The following is a 14025-nucleotide window of genomic DNA, read 5'->3' on the forward strand; positions in this document are numbered from 1 at the left end:
GTGTTCACCGTGTTCACGGGGTTCACCGCATAGTCATACGGCCGTTCCCTGGCGGGGAACGGTGGCGGGCCGGGCCGGCAGGGTGAACCACACCGCCTTGCCCCGCTCGGTGCGGCGGTGGCCGCAGCCGGAGCTCAGGGCGCGGATCAGCAGCAGGCCGCGGCCGTGCTCCTGCCAGGGGTCGGGGTGTGCGTCGTCGTGGCGGCCGGTGAGATCGCCCGGCGGGCGGGGATCGCCGTCGTGCACCTCGACCTGACAGCCGTCCGTCAGCAGCTCCACCACCAGCTCGATCGGCGCGCCGGGGCGGGTGTGCTCGACCGCGTTGGCGACCAGCTCGGCCGTCAGCAGCTCCGCGGTGTCGCGGTCGGCGGGCGCCCCGCTGTCGGTCAGCGCGGTCCGGACGAGGGCGCGGGCCATCGGGACGGCGGCCGCCGTGTGGGGCAGGGCGATCCGCCAGGCGCAGGCGCCGGGCGGGGCGGAGGCGCCGGGCAGGGCCGAGGCGTCGGACAAGGCGATCCCTCCGTTCCGGGGTGGGGGCCAACGCGGGAGTACGGCTTTCAACCATACGAAAACGGAAGCGCGGCTTCGCAGGGCACCCCGGCGCGAGCCCCAGGGGCCGCGGCCCCGGCCGCCCAGGACCTTCGACCCCCGGCTCTCTCGCGTTTCTGTGACGGCAGTCACGACTGGGTGATACCTTCGGGAGCGTGAGCCCCTTCACCGGTTCCACCCCAGCGACCGAACGGTGGCGCCACCTCCGGGTGGCCCGGCAGGACGGCGTGGCCACCGTCACCCTCGACCGCCCCGAGAAGCTGAACGCGCTCACCTTCGGCGCCTACGCCGACCTGCGCGATCTGCTCGCCGAACTGTCCCGGGAGCGTTCCGTGCGCGCCCTCGTCCTCGGCGGCGAGGGGCGCGGCTTCTGCTCCGGCGGCGACGTGGACGAGATCATCGGCGCCACGCTCGCCATGGACACCGCCCAGCTCCTGGACTTCAACCGGATGACCGGCCAGGTCGTGCGCGCGATCCGCGAATGCCCCTTCCCCGTGATCGCCGCCGTCCACGGGGTGGCCGCAGGCGCCGGCGCCGTCCTCGCGCTCGCCGCCGACTTCCGGATCGCCGACCCCACCGCCCGCTTCGCCTTCCTCTTCACCCGCGTCGGCCTCTCCGGCGGCGACATGGGCGCCGCGTACCTCCTGCCCCGCGTCGTCGGCCTCGGCCACGCCACCCGGCTGCTGATGCTCGGAGAGCCCGTACGCGCCCCGGAGGCGGAGCGCATCGGCCTGCTCAGCGAGGTCACCGAGGAGGGCAAGGCCCACCTGCGCGCCGCCGAGCTGGCCGCGCACCTGGCCGCCGGGCCGGCCCTCGCGTACGCGCAGACCAAGGCGCTGCTCACGGCCGAACTCGACATGCCGCTGGCCGCGTCGGTGGAGCTGGACGCCAACACCCAGGCGCTGCTGATGAACGGCCAGGACTACGCGGAGTTCCACGCCGCCTTCACCGCGAAGCGGCCCCCGGAGTGGAAGGGCAGGTAGCCCCATGTCCGTGCCCATGTCCATGTCCGTGTCCGCGGGCGCCCTGCGGGTCGCCGTCGTCGGAGGGGGACCGGGCGGGCTGTACGCCGCCGCCCTGCTCGCCCGCCAAGGGCACACCGTCGAGGTCTGGGAACGCAACGCACCCGATGACACGTTCGGATTCGGGGTGGTGCTCTCCGACGAGACCCTCGGCGGCATCGAGCGCGCCGACACCGTCGTCTACGCCGCCCTCTGCGCGGAGTTCGTGCGCTGGGACGACGTGGACATCGTGCACCGGGGACGGCTGCTGACCTCCGGCGGGCACGGCTTCGCCGCCCTCGGTCGGCGCCGGCTCCTGGAGATCCTGCACGAGCGCTGCGCCGGCCTCGGGGTCCGGCTCCGGTTCCGCGCCGGGGCCCCCGACGCCTTCGCGCTCGCGGACTCCTACGACCTGGTGGTCGCCGCCGACGGGGTGCACAGTGCGACCCGGGAGCGCGGCGCCGCGCACTTCGGGCCGGCGCTGACGGCCGGGAACTGCCGCTACATCTGGCTCGCCGCCGACTTCGCCTTCGACTCCTTCCGCTTCGAGATCGCGGAGACCGAGTACGGGGTGATGCAGCTGCACGCCTACCCGTACGCGGCCGACGCCTCCACGGTGATCGTGGAGATGCGTGAGGAGGTGTGGCGCGCGGCGGGCCTCGACCTGTGCGACGAGGGCGAGTCGGCGGCCCGCTGCGCCAAGATCTTCAGCGAGGCCCTGCGCGGGCGGCCGCTGGTGGGCAACCGCTCGGCGTGGACGAGCTTCCGCACGGTCGTCAACGCGCGCTGGTCGCACGGCAACGTGGCGCTGCTCGGCGACGCGGCGCACACCGCGCACTTCTCCATCGGCTCCGGTACCAAACTGGCCGTCGAGGACGCCCTCGCGCTGGCCGAGGCGGTGGCCGCGGAGCCCGGTGTCCCGGCGGCCCTGGCCGCGTACGAGGCGGCGCGGCGACCGGCCGTGGCCAGCACCCAGCGCGCCGCGGCCGCCAGCATGCGCTGGTTCGAGGAGATCGCCGGGTACGTGGACCAGCCCGCCCGGCAGTTCGCCTTCAACCTGCTCACCCGCAGCCGCCGCGTCACCCACGACAACCTCCGGCTGCGCGACGAACGGTTCACGCGGGCGGTGGAGCGGGACTTCGGCTGCCCGCAGGACGGAACTCCGCCGATGTTCACGCCGTTCACGCTGCGCGGGCTGACCTTGCGCAACCGGGTCGTGGTCTCCCCGATGGACATGTACTCGGCCGAGGGCGGGGATCTCGAAGGCAGCGGCCTGCCCGGGGACTTCCACCTGGTCCACCTCGGCGCCCGGGCACTCGGCGGGGCCGGGCTGGTGATGACCGAGATGGTCTGCGTCAGCGCCGACGGCCGCATCACCCCCGGCTGCACCGGCCTGTACACGGCCGAACAGGCGGCCGCCTGGACCCGCATCGCGGACTTCGTCCACACCTCCGCGCCCGGCACGGCCCTCGGCGTCCAGCTCGGCCACTCGGGCCGCAAGGGCTCGACGCGGCGGATGTGGGAGGGCATGGACGACCCGCTGCCCGAGGGCAACTGGCCGCTGGTCGCCGCCTCCGCGCTGCCGTACCGGCCGGGCGTCTCCGCCGTCCCGCGCGCCCTGACGACGGCCGACCTCGCGGCGGTCCGCTCCGACTTCGCGGCCGCCGCCGTACGGGCCGCCGACTGCGGCTTCGACCTGCTGGAGCTGCACTGCGCGCACGGCTACCTGCTGTCCGGGTTCCTGTCCCCGCTGACCAACCACCGCACCGACGCGTACGGCGGCTCGCTGGAGAACCGGCTCCGGTTCCCGCTGGAGGTCTTCGACGCGGTCCGCGAGGTGTGGCCCGACGACCGGCCCATGACGGTCCGCCTGTCCGCCACCGACTGGGCGCCCGGCGGCACCACGCCCGAGGACGCCGAGCGGATCGCCGCCGCCTTCGCCGCCCGCGGGGCCGACGCCATCGACGTCTCCACCGGCCAGGTGGTGGCCGACGAGACCCCGGAGTACGGGCGCTCGTACCAGACGCCCTACGCGGACCGGATCCGCAACGCCCTCGGCGTCCCGGTGATCGCCGTCGGCGCCATCTCCTCCTGGGACGACGTCAACTCCCTGCTGCTGGCGGGCCGCGCCGACCTCTGCGCGTTGGGCCGCCCGCACCTGTACGACCCGCACTGGACCCTGCACGCGGCCGCCGACCAGTCCTACGAGGGCCCGGCCGCGCCCTGGCCGGCCCCCTACCGCGCGGGCAGCCGCAAACCGCCGACCGGGCGGGGGTGAGGGGGCCTTCGCTCAGACGGCCACGAACAGGCCCCGCGGTGGTTGTGTAGCGGGCCAGGTCTGCGGTGAAGGTCCAGGTCATGAACATCCTGGCGCGCCCCGGACCCGCACCGCAGCCGCTTTTGCGGCGCCCCGGAGGTCACGCCGACGGCGGACGCCACCGAGTGGATCACGGTTGCAGGAACGACGCCCCGATGTCCCGCAGCCGGGCGTGCAGCTCGGCGAAGACCGCCGCCGCCCGGTCGCCCGGCCAGTCGGCGGGCAGCAGCTCGCGCGGCAGGCCCGGGTCCGCGTACGGGAGTCGCCGCCAGGTGTCCAGGGCCATCAGGTAACCCCGGTACGCCTCCTGCGGAGTCGGCTCGGGGCCCGACTGGAGGCCGCGCAGGGCGGGTTCGTGCAGGTCGAGGAATTCCTCGTGCTGCTTGGCCAGCGCGGTCAGGTCCCACCAGCGGGCCACCGCCTCGGCGGTCGGGGCGAAGCCGAGGTGGGCGCCGCGGAAGAGCTCGACGTACGCGGTCAGGTGCAGCCGGTCCAGGGTGTGACCGGTCTCCTCGGCGATGTGGGCCGGGGCGATCCACACGCCGGGCGCCACGTTGCCGAAGCCGAGCCGTGCCAGCCGGGAGCGCAGCAGGTGCCGCTTGCTGCGCTCCTGCTCCGGTACGGAGAACACCGCGACGAGCCACTCGTCCGACACGTCGGCGGCCCCGTAGATCCGCCGGTCGCCGTCGTCCAGCAGCTGCCGGGCCTCGCCGGAGAGCTCGTACGCCGCCGAGCCGTCCGCCGCGCGGGCGGGCAGCAGGAAGCCCCGCCGCTTCAGCCGGGACACCGAAGAGCGGACCGACGGGGCGTCCACGCCGGCCGCGCCCAGCAGGCGCACCAGCGCGGACACCGGGACGGGGCCCTCGAAGGCCCGTCCGTAGGCGCCGTAGAAGGTGACGATCAACGATCGCGGAGTGTGCTGCTCGGCCACGGGCCTACTGTAGATCGCGCAGCCGGAACCGCTGTAGTTTCCCGGTCGCGGTCCTCGGCAGGGCGGGCAGGAAGACGAAGGAGCGCGGGCACTTGTGCGGGGCCAGCTCGGAGCGCATGAAGGCGCGCAGGGCCTCCTCCGTGAGCACCACACCCTCACGCGTGACGGTGTACGCGACCACGATCTGCCCCCGCCGCTCGTCCGGTCGGCCGACCACCGCCGCCTCCACCACGTCAGGGTGGCGCAGCAGGGCCTCTTCGACCTCGGGTCCGGCGATGTTGTAACCCGAAGAGATGATCATGTCGTCGGCCCGGGCGACATAGCGGAAGTACCCCTGCGGATCGCGTACGTACGTGTCGCCGGTCAGGTTCCAGCCGTCCCGTACGTACTCCGCCTGCCGCGGGTCGGCCAGGTAGCGGCAGCCCACCGGGCCCCGCACCGCCAGCAGCCCCGGCTCGTTGTCGGCGACCGGCCGCCCCGCCGGGTCCACCACGCGGGCCTGCCAGCCCGGGACCACCCGGCCGGTCGTGCCCGGGCGGATGTCCTCGTCGGCGGCGGAGATGAAGATGTGCAGCAGTTCCGTGGCCCCGATGCCGTTGATGATCCGCAGCCCGGTGCGCTCGTACCAGGCCTGCCAGGTGGCCTCCGGCAGGTTCTCGCCCGCCGAGACGCAGCGGCGCAGCGACGACAGGTCGTGGGCGCCGACGTCGTACGGGCCCAGGGCGTCCAGCATCGACCGGTACGCGGTGGGGGCGGTGAACAGGACGGTGACCCGGTGCTCGGAGACGGCCGGCAGCAGCAGCCTCGGCGTGGCCTGCTCCAGCAGCAGCGCCGAGGCCCCGGCGCGCAGCGGGAAGACGACGAGCCCGCCGAGACCGAAGGTGAACCCGAGCGGCGGGCTGCCGGCGAACACGTCGTCGGGGCGGGGTCTGAGCACCTCTCGGGAGAAGGTGTCGGCGACGGCCAGCAGGTCGCGGTGGAAGTGCATGCAGCCCTTGGGGCGCCCGGTGGTGCCGGAGGTGAAGGCGATCAGGGCGACGTCGTCGGCGGAGGTCTCGACGGCGGTGTAGGGCTCGGGGTGGGCCTCGGCCAGGCGCAGCAGGTCGTCCGGGTCGGAGCCGCCGTACGGGGTGATCCGCAGCCCCGGCACCTCGGCCTTGACCAGATCGTCCAGGACCGTCACATGGCACAGCGCGTGCCGTACCCGGGCCATCGAGCACACCGTGGCCAGCTCCTGCGCCCGCTGCTGCGCCAGTACGGTGACGGCCACCGCGCCCGCCTTCATCACCGCGAGCCACGCCGCCGCCAGCCACGGTCCGGTGGGCCCCCGCAGCAGCACCCGGTTGCCGGGGACCACTCCCAGATCGGCCGTGAGCACGTGCGCGAGGCGGTCGACGCGCTCGCGCAGCCCGCCGTACGTCCACACCTCGCCGTCCCCGCTCCGAAACGCCGGGCGGTCGCCGCCGAAGCGGGCGATGGTGGCGTCGAGCAGCTCGGCCCCGCAGTTCAACCGGTCCGGATACGCCAGCCCGGGCAGCTCGAAGAGCAGCTCCGGCCAGGCGTGGGCGGGCGGCAGATGATCGCGGGAGAAGGTGTCGGCGTGAGCGGAAGGCTTGAGCTCCAAGGCGGGTTCGCCCCCTTGCGACGGTCCGGGCCCCTGGGTGTGGGACCGAGTGGGTCGAGCCGGCCGTGCGATTGCCCCCCGAGCGTATCGTGATGGTGACGGTAGTCAACAGGACGCGATAGTGCGGGTGTCGTCGGCTTCGAGGAACCGGCGCACTCGATGGATTCGATGGAATGCGGGGACGACTCGGATGACCGGATTCGCGCTCGGAACGGAACAAGAGGAATGGTGCGCGCGGCTGCGGGCGCTCTCGGCGGACCTGCTCAAACCCCTGGCGGAGAAGGGGGAGCCGGGCCGGGTCAACCGGCCGCTGCTCGCCGCGCTCGGCGCGCAGGGCCTGCTGGAACGGGTCTTCACCTCCGGGGCCCTGGAGCTGTGCCTGCTGCGCGAATCCCTCGCGTACGGCTGCACCGAGGCCGAGACCGCACTGGCCCTCCAGGGGCTGGGATCGTACGCGGTGCTGCGCGAGGGGAGCGCCGCGCAGCGCGAGCGGTGGCTGCCGGGGGTCCGTGCGGGAACGGCCGTGGCGGCCTTCGCGCTCAGCGAGCCGGGGGCCGGCTCCGACGCGGCCGCCCTCGCCCTGCAGGCCCGGCGGGACGGGGCCGGCTGGCGGCTCAGCGGGGAGAAGTGCTGGATCTCCAACGCGCCGGAAGCGGATTTCTACACCGTGTTCGCCCGAACGGGTGAGGGGGCGGGCGCCAAGGGGGTGACGGCCTTCCTGATTCCGGCGGACCGCCCGGGCCTGTCGGGGGAGCCCCTCGACATGCTCTCCCCGCACCCGATCGGCTCGCTCGCCTTCGACGGGGTGCCGGCCGGCCCCGAGGACCTGCTGGGCGAGCCCGGGCGCGGCTTCCGGGTCGCCATGGACACCCTGAACCTGTTCCGGCCGAGCGTCGGCGCCTTCGCGGTCGGCATGGCCCGCGCCGCGCTGGACGCCACCCTGGCGCACACGGCGGGCCGCACCGCCTTCGGCGGGGTGCTCGGCGACCTCCAGGCCGTGGCGCACCGGGTGGCCGAGATGGCCACCCGTACCGAGGCCGCGCGGCTCCTGGTCTACGCGGCGGCAGGGGCGTACGACAGCGGCGCCCCGGACGTACCGCGCCGGGCGGCGATGGCCAAGCTCCTGGCGACCGAGACGGCGCAGTACGTGGTGGACCATGCCGTCCAGCTGCACGGCGCCGTCGCCCTGCGCCGAGGCCACCTGCTGGAACACCTCTACCGGGAGGTGCGGGCGCCGCGGATCTACGAGGGGGCGAGCGAAGTGCAGCGCACCATCATTGCGAAGGAGCTGTACCGGGGGGTGGCGGCGCGATGAGCCTGGAGCGGGTCAATCCGGCGGAACTCTCCCCGCCGACCGGCTTTTCCCACGCGGTGACGGCCACCGGCGGCCGGCTGGTCTTCCTGGCCGGCCAGACCGCGCTGGACGGCGCCGGGAAGGTCGTCGGCGAGACCCTGCCCGAGCAGTTCGAGCAGGCCCTGGCCAACCTGTTGGCGGCGCTCGCGGCCGCCGGCGGCGCCCCGGCCGACCTGGCCCGGGTCACGGTCTACGCCGTCGACGTGGCCGCGTACCGGGAGCACGCCCGCGAACTCGGCCGGATCTGGCACAGGTTGGCGGGGCGCGACTACCCGGCGATGGCGGTGATCGGCGCGGTCCGGCTGTGGGACGAGCAGGCGATGGTCGAGCTGGACGGCATCGCTGTCGTCGACTAGCCCGCTTTGACAGGCGGCCAGGGGCGAGGGAATGTGGAAATGCCCGTTTTGTAGTCTCCCTTTCCATACTCGGAGGTGCATGGATATGCGCCGTGGGATCGTTGTGGCAGCCGTGGCAGGGGCCGCCGGCCTCGCGCTCGGCCTGATGCCTGTCAGTGGCGCCGCCGCAGCGGGTCTTCCGCAGACCTACCGGTGCTCCGATGAGTGGCGCGGGAACTGGAGCGAGTGCTGCGACTCCTACCGCTACCGAAACGACGTGCCCAGTTGGTGCTGGGACCAGTCGGACGCCTCCCGGTACCGGAACGACCCGTACTGGAACAACAGCTGGAACAACGACAACTGGAACGACGGCCGCTGGAACAACGACGGTTGGAACAACCGCTACGACAACGGCAACTGGAACAACGACAACGACAACGGCAACTGGAACGGGAACTGGAACAACGACCGCGGCAACTGGAACAACGACGGCGGGAACTGGAACAACGGCGGCTGGTGATCCGGCCGGCGGGCCGGCCGGATGACGGTCAGCGGCTCTCCAGCAGGTTCCCCATCCAGTCCTCGATGCCCGTGACCGTGCGCGGCAGGGCGCCCGACAGCAGTCGGGCGCCCGTCGCCGTGATCACAAGGTCGTCCTCGATGCGCACGCCGATGCCCCGCAGTTCCGCCGGGAGCGTCTCGTCGTCCGGCTGGAGGTACAGGCCGGGCTCCACGGTCAGCACCTGACCCTCCTCCAGCACGCCGTCCAGGTACGTCTGCGCCCGCGCCTGCGCGCAGTCGTGCACGTCCATGCCGAGCATGTGCCCGCTGGCGCACAGCGTGTAGCGCCGGTGCAGGTCGCCCTCGGCGTTCTTCAGGACGCCCCACTCCGCGAGCCCCTCCGCCATGACGCGCATCCCGGCCCGGTGGAAGTCCCGGAAGGTCGCGCCCGGGCGGAGCGCGGCGATGCCCGCCTCCTGGGCGGCGAGGACCAGTTCGTAGACCTGCCGCTGGACGGGGGAGAACCGCCCCGACAGCGGCAGCGTGCGGGTGATGTCCGCCGTGTAGAGGGTGTCCGTCTCCACGCCCGCGTCGAGCAGCAGCAGCTCGTTCGGGTCGAGCCGGCCGTCGTTGTGGATCCAGTGCAGCATGCAGGCGTGGGCGCCCGACGCCGCGATGGTGTTGTAGCCCAGGCCGTTGCCCTCAGCGCGGGCGCGCAGGCCGAAGACGCCCTCGATCCAGCGCTCCCCGCGCGGGTGGGCCAGGGCCTGCGGCAGGGCCCGTACGACGTCCTCGAATCCGGCCGCCGTGTGGTCCACGGCCAGCTGGAGCTGGTCGACCTCCCAGGCCTCCTTCACCAGGCGCAGCTCCGAGAGCACCGAGGCGAGCTGCCGGTCCTTGGCGGCGTCGCGCCCCCGCGGTGAGCCCAGCGCGTCCAGATGGGCGCAGCGCAGGCCGGTCAGGCGCTCCGCCTCCGCCAGGTCGGGGCGGCGGCCGACCCAGAACTCCCCGTACCGGCGGTCCCGGTAGAACTCCTCGTTCCCGTCGGCGCGCGGCGAGCGCGGGCGCAGGTAGAGCACCGGCTCGTGGCCGTGCGGGCCGGACGGCTCCAGCACCAGCACGTGGCCCGCCTGGTCCTCACCCGTCAGCCCGGTCAGCCAGGCGTACGCGCTGTGCGGGCGGAAGCGGTGGTCGGCGTCGTTGGAGCGGACCTGGAGCTCCCCGGCGGGGATGATCAGTCGCTCGCCCGGGAAGTGCGCGGAGAGCCGTTCGCGACGCGCGGGCGTGGCGGCGTACGCGGGGACCCGGTCGGTGGCGGGCAGCGGCGAGGCGGCCCAGTTGCCCGCCATGTACCGGGTCAGCTCGGGGGACACGGGCAGGTCGTGGCTGCCGGTGTTCAGGCCGGAGGTGGGGCCTGAAGGGGTGTCGGTCATCGGGGCTCCCTACAAGAAGACACGAACTGGTGGGCGCACAGGTCTTGTCAGTGCAATTTCACATTACTATGTTACAGCTCACACCGCGGCACGTTAATCCCCGTCAAACGCCGCGTGACGCAGGGCAGTTCACGCACCACTTCCCCCACCTCCCCTCCCAACCAGGAGTTCTTGGTGTCTCAGCACAGAGCTGTGCGTACGTCCCTTCTCTCCGCCGCCGTGGCGGTGACCCTCCTGGCCTCCGCCGGCCAGGCCGTCAGCCAGGCCGCCGAGAACGGCGCCCCGGCCACCCCGGTCCCCGCCACCTTCGCGGCCGCCGCCCCCGCCGCGGGGCCCGCCGCCCCCGGCGGGAACCCGTTCGACGAGGTCGACCGCCTCGCGAACGCCAAGGAGGCCGTCCCGGCCCCCGCCCCGGCCCCGGGCGGCAAGGCCGTCACCGACGCCCGGGTGCCCGGCGCCGCCACGGCCGCGGCCGCGCCCGCCGAACGCACCGAGAAGAGCCGCAAGTCGGCGTCCGCCGCGCCCACCGCGCGCGGCGTCGCCGCGGGCGTCCCCTGCACCCTTGACGGGATCACGGCCCTTTCCCCCGAGCAGTTCGCCGACTTCCTCGGCGACCAGGCCGTCCTCGCCGACGGCTGCCTGCGCGGGCTGATCTGGACCTGGGACGCGCGCCTCGCGCCCGTCATGTCCGACGCCCACGTGCAGGCCGTCTCCCGCCGGATATCCAGCCTGGCCGCCGCCCACGACGGCCGTAACTCCTCGCACCTGGAGGAGATGTTCACGTACCTGCACGCCGTCGCCTACCACGACTACTCGCGCGACGAGATCGACGTCACCGACGCCCCGACCGTCGACGCCATGCGCCGGGCCGTCGCCGACTTCGGTGACGCCGCCCGCACCTTCGACGCCACCGGCTCCAACGCCCGGACCCTGCGCGAGGCCCTCTACGCCGCCAGCGCGCCGGGCCTGCGCCAGCACCAGCTCGGCCTGATCAAGAAGGTCCTGGCCACCATGGACGCGTCGCACTCCGCGACGAACCAGGACCCGGCCTGGGGCGGCGCGGCCCTCGCCGCCCTCTCCGTCAACTACCTCGGCGTCTACCCGGGCAACCAGGACGCCGCCTTCCACGCGGCGGTGGCCGGGGACGCCTCGTACCGCGCCGCCTTCAAGGCCTTCGCCGGGTACACCCACCTCAAGGGCACCACCAACGCCTGGGTGGTCCGCGACGCCCTCGGCGAGTACGGCCGCTTCGGCCAGGTCGACGCCCTCAAGGGCCAGACCGTCGCCGACCTCGGCGCCCTGCTGGAGAGCGTGAAGGCCGGCTTCGGCAACGGCAGCGAGCCGTGGGCCAAGATCGTCTCCTGGCTCAACTTCTACGAGGCCTGCAAGCCGTACGGGGTGTGCAAGGAGGACATCGAGAAGCAGCTCTTCCCCTACACCTACTCCTACGACAACGGCGCCATCAAGGTCCGCACCGCCCTGGACCAGGCCACCGTCGACCAGCTCTACTACGCGAGCAAGCAGGTCAAGTCCCAGTACCACCGGGTCCTGGGCACCGAGCAGCCGCTCGCCGGGGACCCCAACACCACGCTGAACATCGTGCTGTACGCCTCCCGCGCCGACTACGAGAACTACCACCCGATCCTGACCGGCTACGGCACCAACAACGGCGGCATCTACATCGAGAACGGCGCCACCTTCTACACCTACCAGCGCCGCGTGCCGCAGGACTCCTCCCTCACGCTGGAAGAGCTCTTCCGCCACGAGTACACGCACTACCTCAACGGCCGCTACGCCGTCCCCGGCTTCTTCGGCGAGGGCCCCTGGTACGAGGGCGACCGCACCACCGCCATGGACGAGGGCACCGCCGAGTTCTTCGACGGCGCCACCCGCGACAACGGCATCGCCGTCCGCAAGTCCCTGGTCAAGAGCGTCATCAGCGACACCGCCGGCGGCGGCCCGCGCATGAGCGTCGAGCAGCTGCTGAACGCCACCTACGACGGCGACGGCTTCCGCTTCTACAGCTACGCCGGCACCTTCTTCGAGTTCCTGTGGACCGAGAAGCCCTCGCTGCTGCGCGAGATGTACACCCACCTGCGCGCGGGCGACGTCGCCGGCTACGACGCCTGGCGCCACCGGATGGGCGCCGACAGCTACCTCCAGCGCGACTACGACCGCTTCCTGGACGCGCAGATCGCCAAGGTGGACCAGCTCTACGTCCCGAACACCACCTTCACGCCCAACGGCCAGCTGCGCGACTCCGCGCTCGCCTCGGTGAAGTCGAGCTTCGCGACGGCCACCTACAACACCCCGGACTGCGTGGAGAACGGCGCGGCCGGCAAGCGCCGGTTCGTCTGTACGGGGCGCATCACCGCGAACCTGAAGAACTGGCGCAGCGACGACCAGAACTTCAAGGACATGTCCGAGACGGTCGACTACTTCATCCTCGACCGGGCGGGCGCGGCCTCCAACAACCTGGCCGACATGAACTGCTCCTTCGGCCCGGTGGAGATCTGGGACAACAAGAAGGCGGGCACGTCGAGTTACAGCTGCGACGGCCCGCTGCGCGGCTGATCCGGCGCCCGGGACGGCCCCGTACCCGACGGGGGGCGGGGCCGTCACGGGCGAGCACGCGGCCCGCCTGGGCGACCCTAGGCACTGACTAAAGAATGTGACATATTACTGCCGTGCCCAAGAGACATCCCCTGGACGTCGTGATCATCGGCGCCGGCGTCGTCGGCGCCGCGTGCGCGTACTACGCCGGGCGTGCCGGACTCGCCGCGGCCGTCGTGGACCGCGGCCCCGTCGCGGGCGGCACGACCGGTGCCGGGGAAGGCAACCTGCTCGTCTCCGACAAGGAGGCGGGACCCGAGCTGGACCTCGCGCTGTGGTCGGCGGGGCTGTGGCGGGAACTCGCCGCCGTGCTCCCGGAGCGGATCGAGTACGAGGCCAAGGGCGGCCTCGTCGTCGCCCCGGACGAGACCACCCTCACGGCGCTGCGCACCTTCGCCGACGGCCAGCGCGCCGCCGGGGTGGAGGCCGTCGAGGTCGGGGCGGGCGAACTCCGCGAGCTGGAGCCGCATCTGGCCCCGGGGCCGGCCGGCGGCTTCCACTACCCGCAGGACTCCCAGGTGCAGCCCGCCCAGGCGGCGGCGCGACTGCTGGCGGCGTCGGGGGCCGAGGTGTACCTGGGGGAGGAGGTCACGGGCTTCCTGCTGGAGCGCGGGGCGGTACGGGGGGTGCGGACCGGGAAGCGGGAGCTGCGGGCCCCGGCCGTGGTCAACGCCGCCGGCACCTGGGGCGGCCGGATCGCCGAACTCGCCGGGGTGGGCCTGCCGGTGCTGCCGCGCCGGGGCTTCGTCCTGGTGACCGAACCGCTGCCGCGGGTGGTGCGGCACAAGGTGTACGCCGCCGACTACATCGCGGACGTGGCCAGCGGCTCCGCCGCGCTGCAGTCCTCGGCGGTGGTCGAGGGCACGCCGTCGGGGCCGGTGCTGATCGGCGCGACCCGGGAGCGGGTGGGCTTCGACCGGAGTCTGTCGGTGGAGGCGCTGCGCCGGCTCGCCGGCCAGGCGGCGGCGCTGTTCCCGGTGCTGGCCGACGTCCGGGTGATGCGGGCCTACCACGGGTTCAGGCCCTACCTTCCGGACCACCTCCCGGCGATCGGGCCCGACCCGCGGGTGCCGGGGCTGCTGCACGCCTGTGGCCACGAGGGCGCGGGCATCGGTCTGGCCCCCGCGACGGGGCTGCTGATCGCGGCCGCCCTCACCGGCGCCGAACCCCCGGTACCCCTGCTGCCGTTCCGCCCGAACCGCTTCGGCCCGGCCGCCTCGGGTCCGGACCGTCCAGGCCCGGCCGGGTCCGGCCCGGCCGCCGGTCAGGGCTCCGTCCGATGAGCCGGTCCGGTGGGGAGAAGGCTCCGCGCGGCGGGATCCCGTACCGGTCCGCCGAAGTCCACACGATGCCGAAGGAGAACGGCC

The 14025-nt window shown here is 73.3% G+C and carries 11 protein-coding genes; 7 read left to right on the forward strand and 4 right to left on the reverse strand.

The features are described 5' to 3' along the window. Positions 1–33: 33 nt before the first annotated feature. Entirely contained in the window at positions 34–510 is a 477-nt protein-coding gene (locus OG982_RS23555; RefSeq protein ID WP_266783610.1) for an ATP-binding protein, read from the reverse strand. Positions 511–704: 194 nt separating this feature from the next. On the opposite strand from OG982_RS23555, the gene OG982_RS23560 reads away from it, so the two are divergent. Continuing rightward, positions 705–1532: an enoyl-CoA hydratase family protein gene (locus OG982_RS23560; RefSeq protein WP_266783608.1), complete on the forward strand. Its 828-nt coding sequence runs from the start codon at positions 705–707 to the stop codon at positions 1530–1532. A gap of 4 nt (positions 1533–1536) precedes the next feature. Further along, positions 1537–3828, forward strand: a complete 2292-nt coding sequence (locus OG982_RS23565; protein ID WP_266783606.1) for a bifunctional salicylyl-CoA 5-hydroxylase/oxidoreductase — start codon at positions 1537–1539, stop codon at positions 3826–3828. A 169-nt stretch (positions 3829–3997) separates the two neighbouring features. Here OG982_RS23565 and OG982_RS23570 read toward each other — a convergent pair whose 3' ends face one another. Together OG982_RS23570 and OG982_RS23575 are read right to left on the reverse strand one after the other, a co-directional pair. Beyond that, positions 3998–4798: a PaaX family transcriptional regulator C-terminal domain-containing protein gene (locus OG982_RS23570; protein WP_266783604.1), complete on the reverse strand. Its 801-nt coding sequence runs from the start codon at positions 4796–4798 to the stop codon at positions 3998–4000. A gap of 4 nt (positions 4799–4802) precedes the next feature. Beyond that, positions 4803–6422, reverse strand: a complete 1620-nt coding sequence (locus OG982_RS23575; protein WP_266783602.1) for an AMP-binding protein — start codon at positions 6420–6422, stop codon at positions 4803–4805. Between the two features lie 190 nt (positions 6423–6612). Here OG982_RS23575 and OG982_RS23580 point away from each other — a divergent pair, with 190 nt between their 5' ends. The 3 genes from OG982_RS23580 (at position 6613) to OG982_RS23590 (ending at position 8631) form a co-directional block, all read left to right on the forward strand. Continuing rightward, complete coding sequence (locus tag OG982_RS23580) at positions 6613–7737, forward strand: acyl-CoA dehydrogenase family protein (RefSeq protein WP_266783600.1); 1125 nt, start codon at positions 6613–6615, stop codon at positions 7735–7737. Next, the gene (locus OG982_RS23585; RefSeq protein WP_266783598.1) at positions 7734–8132 is read left to right on the forward strand and encodes a RidA family protein; all 399 of its coding nucleotides are present in this window, start codon (positions 7734–7736) and stop codon (positions 8130–8132) included. Before OG982_RS23580 ends, OG982_RS23585 begins: the two co-directional genes overlap by 4 nt. 145 nt (positions 8133–8277) lie before the next feature. Then, on the forward strand, positions 8278–8631 hold the full coding sequence (locus tag OG982_RS23590) for a hypothetical protein (RefSeq protein ID WP_266949214.1): 354 nt from the start codon (positions 8278–8280) through the stop codon (positions 8629–8631). Between the two features lie 28 nt (positions 8632–8659). Here the strand turns inward: OG982_RS23590 and OG982_RS23595 are convergent, their stop codons facing one another. Then, positions 8660–10045, reverse strand: a complete 1386-nt coding sequence (locus OG982_RS23595; RefSeq protein WP_266783594.1) for an aminopeptidase P family protein — start codon at positions 10043–10045, stop codon at positions 8660–8662. Between the two features lie 174 nt (positions 10046–10219). Here OG982_RS23595 and OG982_RS23600 point away from each other — a divergent pair, with 174 nt between their 5' ends. Both OG982_RS23600 and OG982_RS23605 read left to right on the forward strand, forming a co-directional pair. Then, positions 10220–12619 carry a collagenase gene (locus tag OG982_RS23600; RefSeq protein WP_266783592.1) on the forward strand — a complete coding sequence of 800 codons (2400 nt, stop codon included), beginning with the start codon at positions 10220–10222 and terminating at the stop codon, positions 12617–12619. Between the two features lie 113 nt (positions 12620–12732). Continuing rightward, positions 12733–13941, forward strand: coding sequence for an FAD-binding oxidoreductase (locus OG982_RS23605; protein ID WP_266783590.1), 1209 nt, complete (start codon positions 12733–12735; stop codon positions 13939–13941). Positions 13942–14025: the final 84 nt, after the last annotated feature.

This window comes from Streptomyces sp. NBC_01551 (assembly GCF_026339935.1).
GTDB lineage: Bacteria > Actinomycetota > Actinomycetes > Streptomycetales > Streptomycetaceae > Streptomyces.

Coding starts and splice junctions, on each gene's coding strand:
- OG982_RS23565 (WP_266783606.1), top strand. CDS start 1,537: ATGTCCGTGCCCATGTCCATGTCCGTGTCCGCGGGCGCCCTGCGGGTC.
- OG982_RS23580 (WP_266783600.1), top strand. CDS start 6,613: ATGACCGGATTCGCGCTCGGAACGGAACAAGAGGAATGGTGCGCGCGG.
- OG982_RS23585 (WP_266783598.1), top strand. CDS start 7,734: ATGAGCCTGGAGCGGGTCAATCCGGCGGAACTCTCCCCGCCGACCGGC.
- OG982_RS23590 (WP_266949214.1), top strand. CDS start 8,278: ATGCCTGTCAGTGGCGCCGCCGCAGCGGGTCTTCCGCAGACCTACCGG.
- OG982_RS23595 (WP_266783594.1), bottom strand. CDS start 10,045: ATGACCGACACCCCTTCAGGCCCCACCTCCGGCCTGAACACCGGCAGC.